Raw genomic sequence first — 23770 nt, 5'->3', positions numbered from 1 at the left:
GAAACTTTGTAGGGAAACCTCAATCCTATCCTCAACACGCAAACTTTTTTCAAAAGAGAGCCTTTATCCTCCCCCCTTCTTTACGTTAAAAAGCATAATAGAATTGAGTGACGGTAAAGGGTTTCAGATTGTCCACCATTATTATTACAGAAAAAACTTCGCAAAAGCGCGATGTTCAGGCGGCAATCGGCAGTAAATACGGGCAAATCCTTCCAGCAGAAGGACACCTGTTAAGCCTGCAAGAACCACAGCAAATTGAAAGCAGTTGGGGGCGCTGGTCATTTGACTTGCTCAAGCCCGATGATTTTTACCCAACCTGCCCAGCGCCAGATGCATCACCTTCTGCAAGAAGTAAACTGGAAGCCATAGCCAAGGCACTTAAAACAGCCGAAAGGGTCATCATCGCGACCGACTGTGATCGCGAAGGACAGCTTATTGGCGAAGAGATTTTACGGCACTATAAATTCGCCGGGCAAGTGCAGCGCGCCATGTTCACTGCGCAGGATGAAAAAACACTGCGACAGGCGTTTGAAAACCTGGAACCCAATGATAAATATCACAACTTAGGGCAAGCCGCTGTTGTACGCCAACAGGCCGATCAGGTTTATAATCTGTCTCTAACCCGTGCAGCGACCGTTGCCCTGAAACACCCCGGACAATACGGTGCTATCGGTATTGGACGCGTCAAGACACCAACCATGGCAATCGTTTGTATGCGAGAGCTGGAAATTCTGGATTTTACTCCTCAGGATTATTTCCACCTTGTCGCAACAGCCAAGGCAGAAACTGGCGAACTGGACCTTCGTCATGCCCCGAAAGAACGCATTCTTGATCCGGAAAAGGCAGAAAAACTGCGCATTGCTGTCGAAGGATACGAAGGACCGCTTAAAACAGAAAAAAAGATCAAAAAAACAAAACCTCCGCGTCTTCTTGATCTGCCAGAGTTGCAAAAGATATGCGCCCGCCGCTGGGGATGGAGTGCCGACAAAACACTCAACATTGCTCAGGAACTCTACGATGGGGAAGGCAAGAAAATTCAGACCTATCCCCGTGCAGAGTCCCGTTATTTGGCGGAAAATCAAATAGACGACATTGGTGAGATTATTCAGGGGCTGACCAAGCTTCCACAATACCAAGGCATTGATCTGTCATCGCCGGAAGTTCGCAAGGGAAAGTCAGGTCATTTTTCTGATGCTGGCTTAAAGGGTGTTTCTCACCACGCGATTGTCCCCAATAAAAATACTATGGATCGCGTCGAGAGCATCTATGGCCGGCTGACAGAGGACGAACAACGAATGTTCGATCTGGTCGCCAGCTCATATCTTGCGATTTTAATGCCTGATTATGTCTATGAATCAACCAGTGTTTCAATGGAAGTTCCCGTCACCTTACCGGATGAAGAAACAGGGCCAGATAAAGAAATAACAAAAGAAACCATACTGGATTTCAAGGTGACGGGTAATATCCCCAAAGAACAGGGATGGAAAGCCGTCTATACCGATGTCATGGAAAAGAAAGAAGATCATGCTGGCGAGCTTCCTCCTATTCAGGATGGCGATATTGCTGTTCTCTCCCCCGTGACAACCGACACCAAGAAAACCAAAGCACCGCCACGCTACAACGAAGGAACCCTGATTGACGCCATGCAGAATGCCTGGCGGTTTGTTGAAAACAAGGATCTGAAAGAGCGCCTGAAAGAAGCCAAAGGCATCGGCACACCGGCCACACGTGCAGCGGTGATTACTGGTTTAAAGCTACAAAATTTCCTTGCCCAGAGTGGAAAACACATCATCCCGACGCAAGCAGGCCTGACCCTTTATAAAACGCTGAAAACTGCAGCGCCTGAGTTGGTTGATCCCGGCGTTACCGCTATGTGGGAAATGAACCTTGATGACGTTCTCGAAGGTAAGCAGACAGCCAGACAGGTCTGGGATGATATTGGTAATGACACAAAACGCCTTATCGGCATTATCAAAACCAATGCTGCAACTGCACCCAAAATCAACACCGGTGTGGCAATGCCCAAAAATGCAGCTAAGGGTAAGCCGACCGACAAAATGAAAGAAACGGCAAAGTCCGTTGCCCAAAACAAGGGAGTAAAGCTCCCAAAAGGCTATACATCTGATTTCAATATCTGCCGTGAATTTCTCGATGAACACCTTGGCGGCAAAGAACCAAGTCCGGAAAAAGTTCTCGCAAATCTTGAGACGCAACTATCAGATGGCATGATCAAAGGGCTGGGAGCTAAAGCCGCAAAGCAACTGGTTGAAAGCTTTGGCCCAGATGCGTTGAAAATGATCGTAGCAACCCCGGAAAAACTTAAAACCGAAACATCCCTGCCAAAGGGAAAGGTGAAACTTCTGGAAGAATGGTCTGAGGAAAGAAAAACATTATCCAAAATTGCAAACTTCTTGCACAATCATAATGTTGACCCTGCTCGATCCTACCGTCTTTTTGAGACCTTGGGACAAGACACAATCCCGAAGTTGAAAAACAATCCCTATTGTATTGTCCGCAATATAAAGGGTATTCCCTTTGATGTTCCTGATAGCATCGCACATAGTCTGGGGTTGGAAGCCCATTGCCTTGAACGGGCTGGGGCAGCATTATATTATGCATTGGTTCAAGCAACAGACGCGCGCGAAAAGAACAATCTTTTAACCCTCCTGAATAAGCGTCTGGAGATACCAGCCAACATCCTTGAACAAGCTTTGGCTATAGAAATAGAAGCCAAAAATATACACCTCTACAGAGGAAAAGATATCACTGGTACCGCGCAAGAATTCCTGATCCTAAAACAGGATTGGTTAGACAATACAAAAATTAAAAAGCGTCTTAATGCACTATCCGAAGGCATTGTTCCTTGGGGTGAAATTGACACTCAAAAAGCAATTGATTGGGTGATTAATCGCGATAACATTGAGTTGTCGGAAAGACAAAAAAGTGCTGTTTCAAAACTGCTGAAAACCAGGTTCACAGTCCTTGAAGGTCTTCATGAAACAGGTAAAACGGACGTTATAAAAGCCTTTGTCAAAATCGTCACAGCAAAAAACATATCCACAGTAGTCGCAGTCCCCTCATCTGCTCAGGTAAAAACAACAAGTTTTGAGCTGGATGTTGATGCAATTTCAGTGACCAGATTGCTTGAATACAATACCAGGAATAGAAGTTACAAGCGAAATACTCGAAAACCATTGGATTGCCAGCTTCTGATTATTGATCGTGCAGATCTATTGGACCGATCATCACTACTCGCTCTGCTGGACGCTTTGTCTGAGAATGCAAGTCTGGTTCTTGTCAAACATCATGTATCCACAGCTTCCCCGGATAACTTTTTTCCGGGCACTGGTGGGATACTAGACAAGCTACTTGAAACGATTAATCACAATAAACTTTTTCTTGATCAACTATCTGCGAAACACCAAGACAACAAACTTGCCCAGAACACGCTAAAACTAAGCATCGGCGGAAGCATCAGTTACACATCTGATACACAAAACCCTGGCAGTTTCTATTTTATTACTGCTGAGAATGAGCAAGATACACAGCGAAAACTGGTCGAAGTTATAAAAAACCGTTTACCCAAAAGCTTTAAATACAATCCTGTAAAAGACATTCAGGTTATAAGTATGGCCGCAGGCATGCTCGGACCACAAAACCTGACCATTCAACTCCAAAACGTACTAAACACTCATCAACCGGGCTTAGATCTGCATAAATTTGGAACCCGGTATAAAGTTGGCGATAAAGTCATTTTACAACAGAATGACCGTGATAAAGATCTCGTTACAGGTGATATTGGCTTCATAAAGGATATTACTCGAGATAACATTCCTAAAATCAGTGATGAAAAATCCTATATGGACAACGGACGAATAACCATTGAATTTGCAGGGAAAAATCACGATTTTCCTTTTGGAGAACTGGATATAATCAGCCTCGCCTATGTCCTTCCTGTCAATAAGTGCCAAACCCGATTATGCCCGGCAACAGTCATCATTCTTCCAATGGAAGATCCAGACGCCATCTCCTCAGGAGACAAAGAAATCGCTTCTAGGAATAATCTTCGACAGGGCTTATCTACTGCCTCGGAACGAGTTATCCTCATTGGCCAAGGCTATGGAGCGACACCCCAGTCGACGCCCCAATAACGACTTGCTCATCTTATCACACACAGGAAGATTTAACCGCGAACACGTTCTGACGGAAAGATCAACGTTACTTCTGTGCCGTGACCCAGCTCTGATTTTATTTCGATAGTTCCATTATGAATTTCCATCATCTTTTTAGCCAAAGGTAATCCCAGACCAGTGCCTTTTGTATTGTCATCATAGGCGCTTCTGACCATACCAAATGGGGTTAACGCAGTTTCAACCCCCTCCTCATCCATACCAATACCTGTATCGATTATAACAAGGTGATAGTCGCCATTTTCCTCAAAACTATCACAGATACAAATCGTGCCGCCTCTGGGGGTGAATTTCACAGCATTGACCAGCAAATTCATAATAATTTGCTTGACCAGTCTCTCATCGGCAAAAAGAACCAGTCGTTGATGTTTGGCTTCATTAGACAGTTTAACGTTCTCTTCTTCTGCCTGAAGTTTGACCATCAGCACAGCTTCATTCAAAGCTGTTTCGAAAATGAATTCCTCTTCATTTACTTTAAATGAATCAGCTTCAATTGCAGAAACATCCAAAATATCATTAATAATATCCAGCAGATGGGTCCCGGATCGCGTAATGTCTTGACAATATTCAAGGTATTTGTCATTTCCCAAGGGACCAAATGCCTGCATTTTCATGACTTCAGAAAACCCGATTATAGCGTTCAAAGGGGTTCGCAATTCATGACTCATCGATGCCAGAAAGTTATCTTTGGACTGATTGGCTGCTTCTGCCTGACGCCGAAGAAGCCCCAGCGTATCAACCTGTTTTGAAACTGCTTTGAATATCAACCAGATCACAACGAGGAAAATCAAGCCCCCCCAAAAACTGATCAGGGAAACTGTAATCCACGTATTGGACAGTTTTTCATCAGATTTCACAACCGAAAGCTCATGTAAAACACGCGTTATATTAACAAAAGAAGCCCAATCCTGATCCAGCGTAACAAGAATATGATCCAGCTCAGCCTGCAACTCTTTATTACGAACCTGTAAGCCTAAATATTCCTCCATAACGGAATAAAGGTTGGCACCAACATCTCTCTTTGATCTGCTCTCATTAATATACGTCCGACCCAAGAGCTTTGCTTTTAACTGCAATAACTCATTATCTAGATTATTATTCACATTCGCGCCGAGATTAATGGAACGAATTGCTCTTTCAAGCCTCTCCAAACTCGGCTTCAGACGGTTATCCTTTATATCTGATAAACGGTCATAATCTTTCTCTCCGGAAAGAACCTCAACCAGTCGCTGCAAATCCGCCAATTCAGTTAAAAGGTTTCCTACATTTCGACTTAACAGATTTTTGTGTTCACTGATAATTTTATCAATAGCCTGCTTCGAGGATCTATTCTTTTTACGCCTTTCATATTCTTTCAATGAAAGCACCATATCCAATCGCAGTTTCCCAATAACCGCATTAATAAGCACTTGAATCTTTGTCAGCCGTCCTCGCACATCATTAAGTGTCACATCCCGACTGATGTCTTCGAATACCCGGTCATTCCGGCCACGCCAGTCCGCTGCTTTAAAAAGAACACTCAACAATTGTTTTGATTGATCTTCGAGCGAATTCCTAAGCGCTTGAAGTTGCGCATTCTCGCTTACAGGCAGGTTGTTAATGGCGACTTCTAACTCTCTTATAGCTTTGATACCTTTAACAGGCTTCGTCCGCTCGGAAGCTTCCAGTAAACGTTCAATTTCAAATATACCGGTTCTGATTTTTTCATTGATGTTCGAAACATCTTCATTGAAAATTCTTTCCCGCTCTATCAATAAACCTTTTTGTTTTTGTTGACTAGCAACACCCCATCCTAGAAGAAGATTGGCCACAAGCGGGATAACAATGCTCAGGCCAATGAGTGCCCACAACATTCGTTTTATTCTTTTTACATGACTATCTTCGGTCATCAATTCGCCCTAGGGAACCAATAATGACGGTATATTTGTCCAATCAAAGGGAACAAATTTACCTTGTCTTAAAGTAGTTGACCAAACCTTGTGACTTGCCTGATGGCTTTCCCGGTCATAATACAGTTTTCGTCCTATACCAATTTCAAACTCCCCAAGATTTTCAATCGCATCTATAATGTTTTCACGGTTGGGCTGGCCTTCAATATTGTGCATGGCCTTGATTAATATCTCCATGGCGATGTACCCTTCCAAACTACCAAAAGAGACTTCTTGACCACCGCCATAGAGCTTCATGTCATCGTGATAGGAACGAACAATTGGTACGGACAGATCTTCAGGATACGGAACGACCTGTGTCACAATTACCCTTTTCATATTATTGCCAAGCTCTTTGGCCAGAGGTGCACTCCCCACAAAAGACACATTAAGAAAAAGAGCATCCACTCCTGCATTACGAGCCAGTTTCATAAACTTGGCTGACGGAGCATAAGCCCCGACGATAATAATTGCTTTTGGTAGAGGGTCTGCTAACAAAATATCTGCCAACGCACTCTCGACAACCAGCGTGTTTCTCTCGTATCGACTATGAACAATATCTGTTTCTGATTTTAAGCCATACTTTTTCAAAGCATTGATGCCTCCTATATACCCGGCATCTCCATAGCTGTCTCTTTGTGTAAAAAAGGCAATTTCTTCCGGTTTCAAATCGCCGTTCCTAATCAGGGCATCCACCATGGTTGATGTTTCTTCAGCATAGCTTGCACGATAATTTATGACATATCGGTCAGGGGGATTTTTTCTTAAGACACCGGCCCCTGTATAAGGGGCAAAAAAGAGTGTTTTTTCTTCGTTTACAATCGGAATAGCTGATATAGCAGTTGGCGTTCCCACATTGCCAATAATGGCTAAAACTTCCTCCAGATTAATAAGATCTCGCATGTTCGGAATTGTGCGCTCTGGTTCATATCCATCATCCCAGACAATCAATCTGATCTTGTGACCGTCAATCCCTCCGGCTTCATTTTCCCGCTCCAGCCGGATCTGTACCCCAAGGCGCATGTTTTTTCCAAGCTCGGCAGCGGGGCCGGACAGAGCAGTTGACATACCGAAAACCAACTCATTACTCGTCTTCTGCTTAATGGTATTAGATGCCTCCTGAGAAAGCACAGGCTTGGCTGTAACAGCAATCAAGCAACAAAAACTGATTAAGAATGATTTTGCAGATAAAATATCTTTGAAAGCACCTGACCCTTGAAGTGACATTAATAACGCCTTGCCTTAATTATAACAATCACCTGAAACGTCCTCATAAGAAGCCATCTTATCTCATTGCTCTTTATAGGATGTTAATAAGGCAGCATAGATTCAGAAGACTGATATTAAGAATGAATACGCTGCAACAAAATATGGCATTTGCTGTTAACGGAAAAAACCTGGTAGGTGCCCGGAATCCGTAAGCTCGGGATACTGAACAGTTTTAACCTGTGTCCATCCAAGACTTGCAAACAGGGAAGTCAAGAGCAACGCGAGATATTATCGTCAAAGGCCCTTCCCAGCAGTGGTATGGCATGGATGAACTCTATCTCCGAGATCCAGATGGGTACATCATATGCGTGGGAATACCTTCAGGAAAAGCTCCGATCTAAAGTGATTGAATATCTCGGAAAGAAAAATTGATGACTTCCCGTACTTATAATCAACGGCAGAGAAAACCTGACCACTCCTAAAGAGATCACTGCATATCTGGCAGATCATTTTGACGGGGCTGCACCTCACGCCCCCTAGGCCCATATCAGTTGGTCAAATATTGACGCCACCTTTTCTTCATGGCATAAATTTCTAGGCTTTAATTAAGCCTCCATGTTCGCGGAAAGGGCTGCGCCCAAATTAAGTTTATGACTTATATAAACGATTTCCTAACCTGACTGGCGGACACAGGTTCTTATTCAGAGGATAATCGTATGAGCACTACACCAGAAACAGATCTGGCATTTCCGGCTTCCCCTAGAACAATGTTCCATGGTGCTCTTGATTACGAGCAGCAGAAAAAGCGCGCAAAAGAGCTTTTAAAAGCTTTCAGAAATCAAGATCATGATGCACGTGAAAAATTATTACGCTTTCATCCCCAATACACTAAAAAAACAATAAAATCAGACGATATAACACTCGCCGATTGCCAACTGTGTATCGCCCGTCAAAACGATTTTTCATCCTGGTCTAAACTGAAAATGCATTGTGACCAGTTAAAAATAAGGCAAAACCAAATAAAATCAGGCCGCATTCCAGAACTGGATAATGCCAACACTCTTCATGTCCGTTGTGGATCAGACATCAGGCATGGCTTGAAAGTTGCTGGATTCAAAGGCGATTTTCACGAATTTAGTGACCCTTTTTGCCAAGGTCCTGTTCCAGAGGTAAATAAAGAAGAATTTTTGAAAATCAGAGCAGATTTCATTTCTACAGCTTATGGCTTGCCACTGAACGAAGTTACAGCAAATCAAAAAATTTCTTATGAAAAGCTGTATAACCTCTCGGATTATGATCAAGTCGTTTTATGGTTCGAGCACGATAGCTATGATCAGCTTATTCTTGCCTTTTTACTTAATCATCTCTCTTCTCTCGTTTCCCATCCAAAGCTTGAAATCATTTGCATAGATCGTGTCCCGGGTGTTTCGGACTTTATTGGCCTGGGGCAACTTGCTCCGGAAATGTTGATATGGTTGTGGGAAAACCGACGTTCTTCCATAACGGATCAGCAGCTTTCCTTGGGCAAAAAGATATGGAAAGCCATACAGCAGAAAACGCCGGATGATCTCAAAAATATTATCCACGAAGGGGTACCTGAACTTCCCTTCATCGCTCAGGCACTTGCACGACACCTGAAAGAACTCCCTTCCGATAACGGTGGCCTTGGTCTGACACAACACTTGACACTCCGAATACTTAATGACAAGGGTCCCTTAAAGGGGAAAGACCTTTTTGCAGTACTTATGCAGGAATATGAACCTCTGCCTTATCTGGGCGATCTAATGTATTGGCATGAACTTGTAAATCTCGCTAAAACAAATGTCATTGAGTACGAACAAACCTCTCCCCGAAAGCCCTGGCCAGAGCGCAAAATTAATATCACGACCCTTGGCCAGCATGTCTTCTCTGGAAAGATAAGTCTTGCAGATTTATCACCAGCACAACGTTGGGTTGGTGGCATAAAGGTATATGAAACATAAAACGGATAAAATCTTCCATAGTAGATGGTTGCATCAAAATGCGAACACTCTGATTTATCTGTGTTTATTTAAAAACCTGACTAATTTCCTCGGGAATTAGTTCATTATTAATAGATCCAGATACAAAATGAGATGGTCGCATTTTAATCAAAATATTGAAGGCTCTTCTCTTGTCTCTATCAGCTCTTGTTATTCGCAATACCTGTAAATTTATTAAGCCGGTAGTTCCGATCTATATGTTTTTAGCCTGCATCTTTGGTCTCAATGTAATCGACAAAGCATCTGCCGCTCCAGTAAAACGGATAGTCATTGTTGAAACCATGACCATTCCTTTAATTCAGAGTACGACAAACTGGTATCTAAAAAAAATGAACGAGCTAGGTTATGTCGAAGGTGATAATATCCAATATGTCATTCTCAATGCAGAAGGCAGTGAGGACAAAGCTGGAAATATACTGGCTAATGAATTAAATGCTTTCCGCCCAAATTTGGTAATGACAATTGCAACACTCGCTTCAAGAGCATCACGCCTCCTTTTGAAAGATACAGACATACCCCAAGTTTTTGTATTAGTTGCAGATCCGGTACAGGAAGGTTTTGTGACAACTCTTGGCGGAAAAAGTGGTACGAATATAACAGGAAGAACACATGTTATTCCACCTGCAACAAAAATTGAAGTTGTCAAACAGGCGATGAAACGGGCAACACAAAACAAAAAAGCAAGAATTGGGATAATAAATTCAACTTACCCCTCTGCGATTGGCGCAACAGCTCAATTGCTGCAGCTTGGCAAAAACAGTTCCGAGTTTGATTTTATCAATTTAAATTTTAAATACCATCCAGGAGCTGACGGGAAACAGAAAATGCAGGAAAGCGCTATGCGTCTGTTAAAAGAGAGACGTCATGAGTTTGATTATCTCTGGCTGGCAGCAGGCCCTTCCGGCAGCAATCCTGTTTTTCTAAAGGCTCTGCAGGAAACAGGTATTCCTATTATCTTTGGTAATAATGCCCTTGCGAGTAAATATGGTGCAATGATCAGCATCGTATCTGGTGAAAAAATAAACGGTACCGCTGCGGCAAAACTTGTTGATCAAATATTTAAAGGCGAGAGTCCCGGGAACATTCCCATTACACAGCCCGATACCTATATCGTAAGCGTTAATATAACAACTGCAACAAAAGTGGGAACGGTTATACCTTCATCTCTTCTAAAACTCGCTGGCAAGAACATTTATCGTTAGAACCTGACAATGAAGCTATATCAAAAATACTTCCTGACGATGTTGCCAATTATTTTGCTTTGTATTGGTTCGCTCGGTTTTTGGTCTTTTAGCCATTCAAAAAATGCACTTTATAAAAGCGAAGAAGAAAATATGAGGTTACTGCTAAACGAAGCAGTCCATCATATAATTGAATCTCGTTATGAACTTCTTGACCAGACAGGATTGGCTGATATCCCGGCATTTGTCCAGTCTTATCAAGAAGAAGCCTTTCAGGAGCTGAATGAACTTAGCGCGACAACAAATCGATGGTTCTATGTTATTTCCCGTGAAGGCAAACCAATTTACTCTAGCGACAAAAACAATCTGGAAACGCTAGAAGAATGGGGAGCTTTAGTTCAATCTCTACAGGAAAAAAGCTTCGATACCTTTAAAACAAAAGGCAACAAAACCAATCTATATGCATCTGCTACTTTTGATAAAACAAACTGGAACTGGGTTATTTTTGTCTCTCGTCCCGAAGCAGAAGTATCCGAACAGGTCTCAAGTATCCAATCTGTTACGATTGGTATTTCTCTTCTTGCGGTAATACTGATGGGGGGCCTCTTAACATTGACAACCCGCCGCTTGTTAATCCAGCCCATAACAAGTTTGCAAAATGCTGCTGCGCGTATATCCAGACAAGAACCTGTAGAAAACATAAATATTACATCCAATGATGAATTAGGCGATTTGGCTCGCGATATGGAGGGCATGTCCGAAGCCATTAAGAACAAAATCGAAGAAGTACAGATTGCCAACAAAGCCAAGTCGATGTTTTTGGCTCATATGAGCCACGAATTACGTTCCCCTTTAAATTCGATCCTTGGCTATGCTGACCTCGCATTAAGTGACAGAGACATTCAAACCCTTCCACAGAAGACTCAGGACTATATAAAAACGATCTCAAGCTCTGGTAATCATTTAATGGACCTTATTGGCGATATACTGGATTTTTCAAAAATCGAAGCCGGAGAACTCGTTCTTGAAAAAAATGCAATGAGTTTGTCAGAGCTTATCGAAGAAACCAGCAGTATGATGCTTTTGGCAGCAAGAGAGAAAAACAACGCTCTGGACGTTGTCTTTCCTGATACTATTCACAAATGGGTTCTGGGCGATAGCGTCAGGCTCCGCCAGATCCTTATGAACTTTCTCTCTAACGCCGTAAAATTTACTACAGATGGCAAGATTACATTAAGCCTTACCCAAAAAACAGACGATGAATTCACTCAGAACTTACGCTTTGAAGTTTCTGATGAAGGCATAGGTATTCCCAAGTCGAAGCAAGCTTCACTCTTTAACGCTTTCTCTCAGGCAGACGTTTCAACAACACGCAACTACGGTGGCACAGGTTTGGGGTTGGCGATCAATAAACAGCTTGTTCTGGCAATGAATGGTCAAATCGGAATTGAGAGCGAGGAAGGTAAAGGCAGTACTTTCTGGTTTGAAGTTAGCCTCGACAAGACAAAAGCTCCCTATCGCCGGGAAGAAGATGTTCCTGAACACGACCTGACAAACCTGAAACTTCTTCTGGTTGAAGATATCAAAGTTAATCAGATCATGGCCAAAGCATTGTTGGAAAAAAGTGGTCAATCTGTAGATACCGCAGATGATGGTTTTCAAGCCATCGAAAAAGTCAAAGCCAATGATTACGATGTCATACTGATGGACATACACATGCCCGGCATGGATGGTGTAGAGGCAACTCAAAAAATCCGCACCCTTCAAGACGCAGTGAAATCATCGATACCAATCATTGCTTTAACGGCAGATATTGAAACCAGTAATCTCAAAGAATATATCGCTGGTGGGATGAATGCCACCTGCACAAAGCCGCTGAACATGGACGACCTGTTAAAAACTCTTAAACGCGTTGTCCACGAAAAATCTGTCAGCGCCGCATAACATATGCCCTGATATCTGGATGTAGTGGCTCTCAGTTTTCAGGATTAACTCGCAGAAAAATGAGAGCCTTTTTATCGTGACCGATAAAACAAGCTATAAAACACCAGCTTGCAAAAAATAAGGTAAAGGCATTTAGGACAAAGCTTTTCGAAGAGATTGAAAGTGTTCATCCCAACCTGCATCCAGCGACAAAATCAAGTCCATTGCGGTTTCACCGGCTGCGGCCTCCACACCTTCGTGTTTCAGGGTTAATCTTGTTCCACAAAGAACCTCTTCCAACATCCAGGTAACTGTCGTTAATGAACCGTTCAACGGGTTTACCGTAAAAGACCAAACCATTTTTTCAGGACGGTGCATTTCCAGAACACTACCCCAACAAACCTTTGCCTTTTCACCATTGTCTCTGGTTAAAATCAACTCATAATCTTCCCCCTCAGCCAGGTCTTCTTTGGGGGGATGAAACCAAAGACCAATCTTGTCCCGTTCAGTCAGGAAAGACCATACGGTTTCCCGGGTTGCGTTAAAGAAAACGGTTTTCGTGATTGTTGATGTCGTCATGATCTACACCTTTCCCTTAATTGAATTTCGCTTTGCCTTTTCAGCATCTTCCACAACTGTTTTCAAAGCTCCCAGACGCTGATCCCAGAATTGATCGAAATATCCAATCCAGTCAGAAACCACCGATAATCCTTGCGCCTCAAGCCGATTAATGCGTTCACGCCCCTGAGCATGAACTGAAATCAACTGTCCCTCTTCCAGAATGTTCAAATGTTTCTTTACCGCAGCACGGGTAATTTCAAACCTTTCAGTCACTTCACCGATGGTCATTTCCTGCCGACTGAGATGCATCAAAATCTCACGCCGTGTCGGATCAGCAAGTGCCTTGAATGTTTCCTGTATATGCATCGTCACACCTCAACATAATACCTTTTGGTATCATTAAAAATAATACCTTTTGGTATCATGTCAAGAAAATTCTTATTCAGAGACGAGGTCCTTTTACTTCAACCCATAAAATTCAACAGGCTGACTTTGCCCTCTAACAGTTGTTTCCCCCAGCAGGTGAAGTCTTTTTTGAGGTAACTTTTTATGGGTATGGCCGGAGATTAACAGGGACTGCCCCTTTTCCTTTGCCAGAGCTTCCAAACGTGCGGCAAGGTTTACGGCATCACCGTAAACGGTATAGCTCTGGCGACCACCGCCACCGACATTCCCCGCAACAACTGATCCGGTATTAATGCCGATACGAATGGATAACTTCTCCTCGGCAAAGCGATCTTCCTCTACACATAACAACATTGCTTGCGCTGCCTTTAAGGCATGTTCCGCATGATCAGGGTCTTCTAGCGGAACGTTAAAAATCGCAAGAATAGCATCACCATGAAAAGTTGCGACAATGCCACCGTTTTCCATAATAATACCCGTCATTTCGTCAAAGTAACTGTTGAGCACATCAACTATCTTTACTGGTCCCAAACGCTCAGTCAGATTTGTAAAGCCCACAACATCAGCAAAGAGAATGGTTGCCTCTCTCTCCAGTGGGGCAAGCAACCCTTGATCATTAATCATCGCTTTGACAATCGTTTCCGGCACAAATCGACCGAAAATGCCCGTAATTGACTGTCGATCACGTTCTGCTGTCAACTTATCTCTTAGGGTATTTTGCGCTCTCTTCATCACAATCGCGATCAAAACCGACACAACAACAAGTATGATCGCTTCTTGTATGCGACTTCCTGTGCCGCCAAACGAAGGATTTAGCACAACGCTTATAGCATCCTGAGCAGTTGGGTTAGAAGGAATATCACCCCAGTCAAGTACGCCTCCGTCCTGTCGCACGACCCAGGCATAAGCGCCAAGCCACCCAGCCGCACCAATACCTCCGGCCCACAAAACAAGCCGTGGCGAAAAACTAAAAGCCACAACGGCAACAATAATAAAATAATAGGTAAGCAACGGACTGCGAAAAATCATCACTTGGGGGAGATCCGCTGTTTGATACAGCGGTTGAGTGGCAATTAATCCGGAAAGTATAACAACATCAATGGTTACAAAGAGATACTTAACCCAAAATCTGTCCCACCGCGTTCCAATAATACGATAATGAATAAGCCCCAGAGCGATAAGAAGCAGAACCAGGATACCAAACCTTAAAGAAACACTTGGCAAGGCCAAACGCGACAAAACAAGCCAGGCACCAAGGATCAGGAGTGAAATTGTTCGCCCGGCAATCGCAAGCTTTAACCCTGCGCTTTGTGCCTGATTAAAAGTCTGATCTAAATCTGATGTCAGATCAGGGGTATGGTGTTTGCCTTTTGACATCCTTGATTTCCCCAACTGAAGATCTACAGATTGTTAAGCCATCATGGTTCGATATATCTTACTTTTAACGATCCGACCAAAGCTAATCATCTAATCTAATCTAAGATAGGTATTTTTATTTTCTATTAAACTCAGAACCAGTAATAGTGCTTTTTCATTGTCCACGAACAAGATAATCCCTAACTATTGAGGATATTAATTCACCTAACAAAACTGACCCCAATGACCGCGCGCTTAAAAATTCCCTTCGATAACAGCTTTGCCCAACTGCCCGATCAGTTTTACACACGGCAAGATCCCGTCCCTGTAACGGCCCCCCGACTCATCAAGGTGAATGAAGATCTGGCAACACTCATGGGGATTGACCCTGACAGTTTAAAAACCGAAGACGGTGTTCAGATGCTCGCCGGGAATAATGTGCCAGACGGCGCATCCCCGTTGGCAATGGTTTATGCCGGCCATCAATTTGGGGGATGGTCCCCACGTCTCGGGGACGGACGTGCCATTTTATTAGGCGAAACCGTCGGTATTGACGGTGTCCGCCGGGATATTCATCTCAAGGGATCAGGGCGCACCCCCTATTCCCGTGGTGGAGATGGTCGGGCGTGGCTTGGTCCCGTCCTGCGAGAATATATCATCAGTGAGGCCATGGCAGCTTTGGACATCCCGACAACACGCGCTCTGGCCGCAGTTGAAACAGGCAACAAGGTCCTCCGCGAAGAAGGTCCCTTGCCCGGCGCCATTATCACCCGCGTTGCCCAAAGCCACATCCGGGTCGGCACCTTTCAATATCACTATTCCCGTGGAGACAAGGATGCGCTGCGCACACTGGCAAATTACGTCATAGACCGTCACTACCCCGAAGCCAAACAGGCTCACCCCCCCTATCGCACGCTGATTGAAATGGTGATGGACAGACAGGCCAGACTGATTGCCAAATGGATGCAGGTTGGCTTTATCCACGGCGTCATGAATACCGACAATATGTCAGTGGCGGGCGAGACCATCGACTTTGGCCCCTGCGCCTTTATGGATACGTACCACCCCGGCACTGTTTTTAGCTCAATTGACCACGCAGGTCGTTATGCCTGGGCCAAACAACCCGGTATCGCACAATGGAACCTTTCTCAGTTTGCCCAGTCCCTACTGCCAATTCTACACGAAGAGGCCCAAATCGCCGTTGGCATCGGTCAGGAAACAATTGATGAATTTCAGGATATTTTCAGTAACTATTACTTCGAAGGATTTGGTAAAAAACTCGGCCTCATAACCTTGCAACCTGGTGATCCGGATTTTATTGGCGATACCCTGAAACTCTTGTCAGATAACGAAGTTGATTTCACCCTCTTCTTCCGCCACCTCACGGGCTTCGCCCGATCAAACTTGGGACAAGATCAAGGCACCCAAGAACAAAACTATAAACAAAAACTGCAAAAGCTATTCAAAGATCCAGAGGCCTTCAACAACTGGCTCCCGCAATGGCAAAGCCGACAAAATCAGGAAAAAGCCCCACCCGAAGAACGGCTAGAGACCATGCGTACATCAAACCCGATCTTTATCCCCCGAAACCATCAGGTCGAAGCCATGATCCAGGCAGCTGTTGCAGGTGACTATGGGCCCTTTGAACGGCTCCATAGCATCCTGTCAGCCCCTTTCAACGAACAACCCGATAATGCCCGCTACGAACAACCTCCCAAGCCAGAAGAAATCGTACACGCTACTTTTTGTGGGACATAAATAAATTTGATTTTCTTATTACACAGTAACGAAGTTACTCATCAATAAAGCTCCAGGTATCGGCACCGTCGAATTTTCGGATTTTAATACCTTCGATATCACTGCGGCCAAACAGGCGCGCATTGACGGCCATTCGAGGTTCGGGGTATTTATCTGTACCGATCCAGTGAGTAACGCAACCACAGTTTTCGCAGTGGTGAAAGGCAATTGTTTCATCGCCATGTTTATAAGCTTTGGTTCCGTTACCAGTGCATTCAACCTTGATTTGATCCGGTGTTGAATAGGTCCATAAAGACCCGTATCGATGACAGATAGAACAGTTACAACTTAAAAGAAATTCCGGTTTTTCCTTGATGGTCAGACGAACTGACTTGCAATGGCATGATGCTTCCACTGCCTTTCCCCCTGTTTTGGTGTGATTAATTTTTAGTTGATGCATTTTATGACTGTTTCCCACAAGAGTACTCAATTTTTCCAGACAATTCACTCTGAAAATGACAGAAGCGTCATTCAACAAAATGGATAAATTGTTCAGGCCAACTGTTTAATACCAGTTTGCTTTACATTCCGTGTTACACAACGTACAAGGACGCCAGCTTTAAAGTATTGTTTTGAAGTATTTGTACCGGGCCCGCCAGACAAAAGAAATTGTGGCCCCTGCTCACGTTACACCTGCCGCACCTGTTTGTTTGACTATCAACTTGATAGGCTTTGCCGTGCAGCCAGAATATCCATGTGGGATATTACTGTTTATGATCAGAGAGATAAAAGATGTCCAACTCGGATAAGCCTGTTAACGACACAACAGACCCCAGTTCTGAAGAACACACGCCTGAAATCACAGAAGAAGAAGTTACAGAAATAACAGAACAGGAACAGTTGGACACACCCCAAAGTACAGATACCACTGACGAGGCAATCGAAGCTGATCCCTTTGAAGGTGTTGCCGCGCCTTTGGCAAAGGCACTGGCGAAAAAAGGCTATGCAGCCCTGACCCCGGTTCAAAAAGCTGTTCTGGATCCGGAACTCGCAAATGCGGATGCGTTGGTTTCTGCACAAACAGGATCAGGTAAAACGGTTGCTTTTGGTATAGCGCTGGCTCCAACGCTATTGGAAGAGCAAGATCATTTCAAACGTGCTGATGCCCCCTTTGCGCTTATCATTACCCCGACCCGTGAACTTGCCCTGCAGGTCATGCGCGAGCTTGAGTGGCTCTACGGCGATACAGGTGCCAGAACAGCAACCTGCGTTGGCGGTATGGACATGCGTAACGAACGACGGGCGCTGGAACGCGGTGCGCATATTGTTGTTGGTACGCCCGGACGCCTTCGCGACCATATCGAACGGGGTTCGCTTAACATCGGTGCACTACGGGCCGTTGTTCTGGACGAGGCAGATGAGATGCTTGATCTCGGTTTCCGGGACGATCTGGAATACATGCTGGATACCACACCGAAAGAACGTCGTACCCTGATGTTCTCGGCCACAGTTCCCCGCAGCATTGCCATGCTTGCCAAGCGTTATCAGCGCGACGCGGTACGGATTACAACTAAAGCTGAAGAAAAACAGCACAGTGACATTGAATACCGCGCCCTGACCGTTGCCCCCAACGACAAGGAAAATGCGATTATCAATCTGGTGCGTTACTACGAACCGAAGAACGCGATTGTTTTCTGTGCGACCCGCGCAACAGTGAACCATATGACCAGTCGCTTTTCCAATCGCGGTTTTTCAGTCGTGGCTCTGTCTGGTGAGTTAAGCCAGAACCTGCGAAGCCATGCTATTCAGGCGCTGCGCGATGGTCGGGCGCAAATCTGTATTGCCACAGATGTCGCCGCACGTGGTATCGACTTACCCGATCTCGAGCTGGTGGTCCATGCTGACATTCCCAAAAGCCGCGAACCGTTGTTGCACAGATCAGGTAGAACAGGTCGTGCAGGACGCAAGGGTGTTTCCGCCCTTGTTGTTCCCTATAACTGGCGCAAGCGTACCGAACGTTTGTTGGAAAGCGCTAGGGTTGACGCAACATGGGCCAAGCCCCCGTCTGTAGAAGAAATATTGCAACGTGATCGCGAACGCTTCCTTGCCAACCCAACGCTGATTGAGCCTGTAAAAGAAGAAGAACAGGCTTTCATCAAAGAGCTTATCGAAAAACACGGTGCAGAACAGATTGCCGCCGCGTTGATCCGTACTCAAAGTGCCGGACGTCCAGCACCAGAAGAATTAATTGACCGCCCAGAAAGACCAACAGGAGAAAGAGATCGAAGTGGCAGAGATAATAGAGGGCGTGACCGTGATAAAGGATATGAATACGGTAATGGCGGCAGGCGCAACAATGCCCCCGGAACGCGTAAAGAGCGGGTAGATTTCGAAGACGGTGTCTGGATTTCCATGACAGTCGGGCGTAAACACACAGCCGATCCCAAATGGCTATTACCTATGGTATGTCGCGCGGGTTGCATCACTAAAAAGGAAATCGGTGCGATCCGTATTCACATGGCGGAAACCCATGTAGAACTTACCCCTAAAGGTGCTGAAAAGTTCTTTGAGACTATTGGGGGCAGCAACCGGATTGAAAAAACCATTACTGTTAAACGCCTCGAAGGCATCCCGGATCTTCCCGAAGATACGCTTGATGAGGACGGCCCCGGATACCACCGCAAGCCAAGGACAATAAACAGAAGCGAAGGCAGAAAAGGTAGCCCAAAAGACGGGAAAAAGAAGCATAAGCAAAAACCGTTTCGGGATAACTTCAATCGAAGTGATCGCAGTAAAGAATACAGCCGTCGCGCTGCCGAAGGAAAAGACTTCAAAGATCGGGATCACACAAAGAAAGATCATAATCCAAAGGCAAAAGGCAAGTTCAAAGCCAAGTTTGGGGCAGATGGCAAGTTCCAGGAACCACGGGACAATAAAGGGAAAAAACCCTGGTTTGACGATAGTTCTGAAAACGGGCGAAACGAAGGTTCTGGCAACAAACGCAGCAAGAGTGATAAGAAACCATTTGGTAAGAAGCCTTTCCGCGATAACGCCAAAGGTCCAAAATCAAGCACTAAGTCATTCAAAGGAAAAGGCGGAAAACCAACTGCTGATAAGACGGGCACCTCAGCTTTGAAACGAAAAAAAGCCCCGAAAAAAGATTAATAATTTAAAGGCAAATAATCTGTCATCCTTTTTGGATTAATTATTCAGGAGCTACAATTTTTATTGTGGCTCCTTTTCATATCAGCACCTTTCGTTCACAATAAAATCACAACCTATAATAACCACTCATTATAAAAATAATATATTAAAGAGTACCCTTCTTTATAAAGGAACAAAGAACGTGAGCATTCAAATTGGCCGTACAGCTTTACTGATTCCTATGACTGAGGCTGAATATCCGGCTTGGCGCGATAACGGCATAAAAGCATATGCCGACGACAAAGCAAAATCAGGTTATAGTCCAGAGAATGCCTTGAAGCTCGCAGAAGAATCATATGAAATCAGTTTGCCTGAAGGGTTAAATACACCGGATAACTATATCTTCACCATATTGAATGTTTCGGAACAGCCCGTTGGTGCTCTTTGGTTCGCCGTCAAGGAACACTACGGTAAAAAGACGGCTTTCATTTATGATATTGAAATCAATCTGGCAGAACGTGGCAAAGGTTTAGGAAAAGCAACCATGCTGTCATTAGAAGCAGAGGTGAAAAAACTTGCTATCAATAAAATTGGACTGCATATCTTTGCTTTCAACAAAACAGCACACGCCCTCTACGCCTCACTCGGCTACCAAGCCACAGATATCACAATGGAAAAAAGCATCTAGATAACGGCCCCTACAAAGGTATCCCCTTATCTCAATAATTCTTCAAGCACTTCAAATATTCTGGGGTTTTGTGATTGAGCGGCATTAAAGCGGATATAGTTATCAGCGGACTGCGTGATACTGAAAACGCTACCCGGCGCCAGAATAATATCACGGGCCAAGGCACGCTGCGCCAAATCAGCAGCATTCATTCCGTCTGGCAATTCGCACCAGAGAAACATGCCTCCACGAGGTTCAATCCAGGGTTTGATCCCTAATTTGGTCAGTCGGGCAGCCGTTGTACCCATTGTATCAGCCAGCTTTGTTTTCAAAGTATCCAGATGTTTACGATAACTGCCATCTTTCAGAACAGACAATACAAGCTCGGCAGAAAAATGCCCTGCTCCAAATGACGTGGCAATGCGTAAATCCACCAAACCATCAATCCAGTCCGGACGCGCAATAATATACCCGCAACGCACAGAAGCAGATAGAGTTTTGGAAAAACTGCCGATATGAACAACCCGCTCTAACCCGTCAAAGGCCGCATAGCGCGGCGCATGTTCATGTTCCAGATCCGCAAAGATATCATCTTCAATAATTGTCAGATTGTGTTGCTCGGCAAGTTTTAAAACCCGGTGCGCGACAACAGGTGACAAAGTTGCCCCTGTTGGATTATGCAAACCCGAGTTGGTAATATATAGCTTAGGCTTATGCTCAATTAAAGCTCGTTCAAATGCCCCGACATCAGGCCCGTTCGGAGTAAAGGGAACAGAAATAACCTTTGCCCGATGCGCCCTTAAAAGCGCGTGAAAATTAAAATAACAGGGATCATCAACAATCACACAATGTCCTGGCTCCAGCAAAAAACGGCACAGCTGGTCAATAGCCTGAGTACCAGATCCAGTAAGGACGATTTGACCCGGACTGGCATCAATGCCATAGCTCCCGGCCCGTCTGGCAAGGAACTGACGTAATTCTGACAGCCCTAGAGGAGATCCATATTCAGTCAAAATTGTATCATTTGCCCGAGACAATGACCGAAGGGCCTTACGAATAGATGCCTCTGGCATCCATGATGGTGGCATCCAGCCACAGCCCGGCTTCAGGAAATCATCCCCGGCCTCAAGCGACTGACGCGATACCCACAAAGGATCAACTTCACGGTCCAGTTTTGGACCAATCTCTGCCAGAGACAAAGGAGCCAACTGTCCCGCAACATAAAACCCGGACCCCGGGCGCGAGACAATCGTTCCATCGGCCGAAAGACGATCATAAGCCTCAACAACGGTTGATTTGGAAACCTGCATATCATCAGCAAATCGTCGGATAGAAGGTAACTTGGCCCGGGGGGCAAGCGTACGCCCTGTGATCCGTTGCCTTATCACATCCATCGCCTGCTCTACCAGTGTCGTTGCTTTTGGTAACACCATATCTGTACCTGTTTTGTAACCAGTACAGTTTGATCAAACTGTACCTAACTGTATCTGGAAGAGTTTCTTTAATCAACCTACATAGATACCGAGGTTCGGGTAATAGCTTTGCCCTCTAAATTCCCTTTGGCCCTTCAATTCATTATAGGGCCGCAGATGATAGAAAGCTCGGTTTTATGAAGAATACAAACAAAGGCTGGATATACGGCTTTATCGGTATGACTATTTTCAGTGCTTCCCTGCCTGCAACACGTGTTGCCGTTGGTTCTTTTGATCCTATCTTTCTGACATTGGCCCGGGGGAGCATTGCCGGGCTACTCGGCCTCGCCCTTCTTTTGTTGTTCAAGGAAAAGCGCCCGCAAACAAAAGATCTGCACTCTCTGTTAATCGTAGCTCTTGGCGTTGTTATCGGTTTTCCCTTACTCACCGCCTATGCCTTACAGCATGTCACAGCTGCGCATTCGACAGTTTTTATTGGCTTGCTCCCACTTGCCACAGCACTATTTGGCGTCCTTCGCGGGAATGAAAAACCACAGGCAATTTTCTGGCTGTTTTCCTTGCTGGGATCAGCATTGGTTGCCGGATATGCCCTTATTGAAAGCGCAGGTTCATTCAACCTATGGGACTTTCTGATGTTCGCCGCAATTGTGCTCTGCGGGCTGGGCTATGCCGAAGGGGCAAAGCTCTCGCGCAGACTTGGTGGATGGCAAGTTATCTCTTGGGCTCTGGTTTTCTCACTCCCGGTGATGATCCCCATTACTTTCTATACTATGCCTGCCAGCTTTAACGACATCACTACATCTGCCTGGGTTGGTTTGGCTTATGTCTCTCTCTTTAGCATGCTGATTGGTTTTATCTTCTGGTATCGAGGACTAGTTGAAGGCGGCATTGCCTCTGTTGGGCAGCTCCAACTGTTGCAACCTTTTTTCAGCCTTATTCTGGCGGTTCTACTTCTTGGAGAAACCATAAGCATGACAATGATGGTCATAACCTTGGGCGTTGTTCTTTGTGTCGCGGGGGCAAAACGCTTTGGGCAAAAGAATGCTCCACCTAACCCCTCTGTAACCAACCAAACAAATATCATCCAACAAAATATCAACGCAACAAAATAGGGCCGAACAAATGTCTGGCTTTCAGGATATCCTTCCTTATCTCTCGACAATCATCGTTTCATATTTGGCTTATCTTGTCGCAACGATTAGTCCCGGCCCTGCAAATCTGGCCATTATGTCAACATCCATGAGCGAAGGCCGTAAACCTGGTTTGCTCTTGGCTTCCGGTGTTATCATGGGCTCATTAACCTGGGGGATCCTGGCTGCAATTGGCCTTTCTAACTTATTATCCAACTTTGCATGGTTGATGACGGCACTTCGTATCGTTGGTGGTTTGTACTTGTTATGGCTCGCCTGTAAATCGCTTAAATCCGCATTAGGGTCACAAACACCAAAAGCTATGCAAATGGGTAAAAACAACAGTGGTGTCCAATACTTCCTGCTTGGTCTTGGTATTCACCTGACAAACCCTAAATCCATTTTTGCCTGGTTATCAATTATCGCCGTTGGCATCAAACCGGATGCCCCCACCAGTTTATCATTTATCATTGTCGGAGAATGTACTCTGATAGGCGTTCTTGTCTTTGTCAGCTATGCGCTGGCTTTCTCGACAAAAAAATGACCTCGCTCTATCAATCATTCAGACGTTGGATAGAAGGTACAGCCGCTTTGATCTTTGGTTTTGCAGGTTTCAAACTACTGACAATAAAATAGAGACATCACTTTTTAAAGTTCAGATCCTCCGAACTGAATTTTCTAACCGACATTTTTTTAACAACTACTTTAACTTACCCTCGATCCTGCTATATAGCCATCTATAGTCACTCATATTAGGGTGCACCCCCAATTCAGTACCTTGATCAATCCGCCTTTTGTGATCCGTGCCCTCTAAATTAGAGAGCTTAACATGGCACGATTTGAGAAAAGGCAGTGAACTTTCTTTACATGCGATATCTCATTCTC

General features: G+C 44.8%; 16 protein-coding genes. 9 read left to right on the top strand and 7 right to left on the bottom strand.

The window, feature by feature from the left end; translation table 11 throughout:
- Positions 1-128 precede the first annotated feature (128 nt).
- A complete protein-coding gene (locus D9A03_RS12615) occupies positions 129-4151 on the top strand; it encodes a DNA topoisomerase (protein WP_120497526.1) in 4023 nt (1340 codons plus the stop codon).
- A 32-nt stretch (positions 4152-4183) separates the two neighbouring features.
- Here the strand turns inward: D9A03_RS12615 and D9A03_RS12610 are convergent, their stop codons facing one another.
- Together D9A03_RS12610 and D9A03_RS12605 are read right to left on the bottom strand one after the other, a co-directional pair.
- Positions 4184-6079: a HAMP domain-containing sensor histidine kinase gene (locus D9A03_RS12610; protein ID WP_120497525.1), complete on the bottom strand. Its 1896-nt coding sequence runs from the start codon at positions 6077-6079 to the stop codon at positions 4184-4186.
- Between the two features lie 9 nt (positions 6080-6088).
- Positions 6089-7345 carry an ABC transporter substrate-binding protein gene (locus D9A03_RS12605; protein WP_216825463.1) on the bottom strand — a complete coding sequence of 419 codons (1257 nt, stop codon included), beginning with the start codon at positions 7343-7345 and terminating at the stop codon, positions 6089-6091.
- Positions 7346-8043: 698 nt separating this feature from the next.
- Between D9A03_RS12605 and D9A03_RS12595 the strand changes: the two genes are divergently transcribed.
- The 3 genes from D9A03_RS12595 to D9A03_RS12585 all read left to right on the top strand — a co-directional run bounded on the left by D9A03_RS12595 (position 8044) and on the right by D9A03_RS12585 (position 12473).
- Positions 8044-9309, top strand: a complete 1266-nt coding sequence (locus D9A03_RS12595) for a DUF1835 domain-containing protein (RefSeq protein ID WP_216825462.1) — start codon at positions 8044-8046, stop codon at positions 9307-9309.
- 170 nt (positions 9310-9479) lie between these two features.
- Positions 9480-10550, top strand: coding sequence for an ABC transporter substrate binding protein (locus tag D9A03_RS12590; protein ID WP_162938136.1), 1071 nt, complete (start codon positions 9480-9482; stop codon positions 10548-10550).
- A 9-nt stretch (positions 10551-10559) separates the two neighbouring features.
- The gene (locus D9A03_RS12585; protein WP_120497522.1) at positions 10560-12473 is read left to right on the top strand and encodes an ATP-binding protein; all 1914 of its coding nucleotides are present in this window, start codon (positions 10560-10562) and stop codon (positions 12471-12473) included.
- Positions 12474-12605: 132 nt separating this feature from the next.
- Here the strand turns inward: D9A03_RS12585 and D9A03_RS12580 are convergent, their stop codons facing one another.
- From D9A03_RS12580 to D9A03_RS12570, 3 genes are all read right to left on the bottom strand, one after another.
- Positions 12606-13031 (bottom strand): SRPBCC domain-containing protein, encoded by a 426-nt coding sequence (locus D9A03_RS12580; protein ID WP_120497521.1) that lies wholly within the window; start codon positions 13029-13031, stop codon positions 12606-12608.
- A gap of 3 nt (positions 13032-13034) precedes the next feature.
- Entirely contained in the window at positions 13035-13379 is a 345-nt protein-coding gene (locus D9A03_RS12575) for a helix-turn-helix transcriptional regulator (protein ID WP_120497520.1), read from the bottom strand.
- A gap of 93 nt (positions 13380-13472) precedes the next feature.
- Complete coding sequence (locus tag D9A03_RS12570; protein ID WP_120497519.1) at positions 13473-14795, bottom strand: adenylate/guanylate cyclase domain-containing protein; 1323 nt, start codon at positions 14793-14795, stop codon at positions 13473-13475.
- Positions 14796-15017: 222 nt separating this feature from the next.
- On the opposite strand from D9A03_RS12570, the gene D9A03_RS12565 reads away from it, so the two are divergent.
- Positions 15018-16532, top strand: coding sequence for a YdiU family protein (locus D9A03_RS12565; protein WP_120497518.1), 1515 nt, complete (start codon positions 15018-15020; stop codon positions 16530-16532).
- Between the two features lie 34 nt (positions 16533-16566).
- On the opposite strand, the gene D9A03_RS12560 is transcribed toward D9A03_RS12565, so the two are convergent.
- Positions 16567-16971, bottom strand: coding sequence for a GFA family protein (locus D9A03_RS12560; RefSeq protein ID WP_216825461.1), 405 nt, complete (start codon positions 16969-16971; stop codon positions 16567-16569).
- A gap of 332 nt (positions 16972-17303) precedes the next feature.
- Here D9A03_RS12560 and D9A03_RS12555 point away from each other — a divergent pair, with 332 nt between their 5' ends.
- Positions 17304-19676 (top strand): DEAD/DEAH box helicase, encoded by a 2373-nt coding sequence (locus D9A03_RS12555; RefSeq protein ID WP_120497517.1) that lies wholly within the window; start codon positions 17304-17306, stop codon positions 19674-19676.
- 181 nt (positions 19677-19857) lie between these two features.
- Positions 19858-20343 (top strand): GNAT family N-acetyltransferase, encoded by a 486-nt coding sequence (locus tag D9A03_RS12550; protein ID WP_120497516.1) that lies wholly within the window; start codon positions 19858-19860, stop codon positions 20341-20343.
- 26 nt (positions 20344-20369) lie between these two features.
- Here the strand turns inward: D9A03_RS12550 and D9A03_RS12545 are convergent, their stop codons facing one another.
- Complete coding sequence (locus D9A03_RS12545) at positions 20370-21755, bottom strand: PLP-dependent aminotransferase family protein (protein ID WP_216825460.1); 1386 nt, start codon at positions 21753-21755, stop codon at positions 20370-20372.
- Positions 21756-21931: 176 nt separating this feature from the next.
- Between D9A03_RS12545 and D9A03_RS12540 the strand changes: the two genes are divergently transcribed.
- On the top strand, positions 21932-22867 hold the full coding sequence (locus D9A03_RS12540) for a DMT family transporter (RefSeq protein WP_120497515.1): 936 nt from the start codon (positions 21932-21934) through the stop codon (positions 22865-22867).
- A gap of 10 nt (positions 22868-22877) precedes the next feature.
- Positions 22878-23429, top strand: coding sequence for a LysE family translocator (locus D9A03_RS12535; RefSeq protein ID WP_120497514.1), 552 nt, complete (start codon positions 22878-22880; stop codon positions 23427-23429).
- The last annotated feature ends 341 nt before the right edge of the window (positions 23430-23770 follow it).

This window comes from Kiloniella sp. EL199, from assembly GCF_900313065.1.
Lineage (GTDB): Bacteria > Pseudomonadota > Alphaproteobacteria > Kiloniellales > Kiloniellaceae > Kiloniella.
This window is presented reverse-complemented; position numbering and strand designations above follow the sequence as displayed.

Excerpts from the sequence above, each read along its gene's own strand:
- D9A03_RS12610 (WP_120497525.1), bottom strand. The coding sequence starts at position 6,079 with ATGACCGAAGATAGTCATGTAAAAAGAATAAAACGAATGTTGTGGGCA.
- D9A03_RS12605 (WP_216825463.1), bottom strand. The coding sequence starts at position 7,345 with ATGTCACTTCAAGGGTCAGGTGCTTTCAAAGATATTTTATCTGCAAAA.
- D9A03_RS12595 (WP_216825462.1), top strand. The coding sequence starts at position 8,044 with ATGAGCACTACACCAGAAACAGATCTGGCATTTCCGGCTTCCCCTAGA.
- D9A03_RS12585 (WP_120497522.1), top strand. The coding sequence starts at position 10,560 with ATGAAGCTATATCAAAAATACTTCCTGACGATGTTGCCAATTATTTTG.
- D9A03_RS12580 (WP_120497521.1), bottom strand. The coding sequence starts at position 13,031 with ATGACGACATCAACAATCACGAAAACCGTTTTCTTTAACGCAACCCGG.
- D9A03_RS12575 (WP_120497520.1), bottom strand. The coding sequence starts at position 13,379 with ATGCATATACAGGAAACATTCAAGGCACTTGCTGATCCGACACGGCGT.
- D9A03_RS12570 (WP_120497519.1), bottom strand. The coding sequence starts at position 14,795 with ATGTCAAAAGGCAAACACCATACCCCTGATCTGACATCAGATTTAGAT.
- D9A03_RS12565 (WP_120497518.1), top strand. The coding sequence starts at position 15,018 with ATGACCGCGCGCTTAAAAATTCCCTTCGATAACAGCTTTGCCCAACTG.
- D9A03_RS12560 (WP_216825461.1), bottom strand. The coding sequence starts at position 16,971 with ATGCATCAACTAAAAATTAATCACACCAAAACAGGGGGAAAGGCAGTG.
- D9A03_RS12555 (WP_120497517.1), top strand. The coding sequence starts at position 17,304 with ATGTCCAACTCGGATAAGCCTGTTAACGACACAACAGACCCCAGTTCT.
- D9A03_RS12545 (WP_216825460.1), bottom strand. The coding sequence starts at position 21,755 with ATGGTGTTACCAAAAGCAACGACACTGGTAGAGCAGGCGATGGATGTG.
- D9A03_RS12540 (WP_120497515.1), top strand. The coding sequence starts at position 21,932 with ATGAAGAATACAAACAAAGGCTGGATATACGGCTTTATCGGTATGACT.
- D9A03_RS12535 (WP_120497514.1), top strand. The coding sequence starts at position 22,878 with ATGTCTGGCTTTCAGGATATCCTTCCTTATCTCTCGACAATCATCGTT.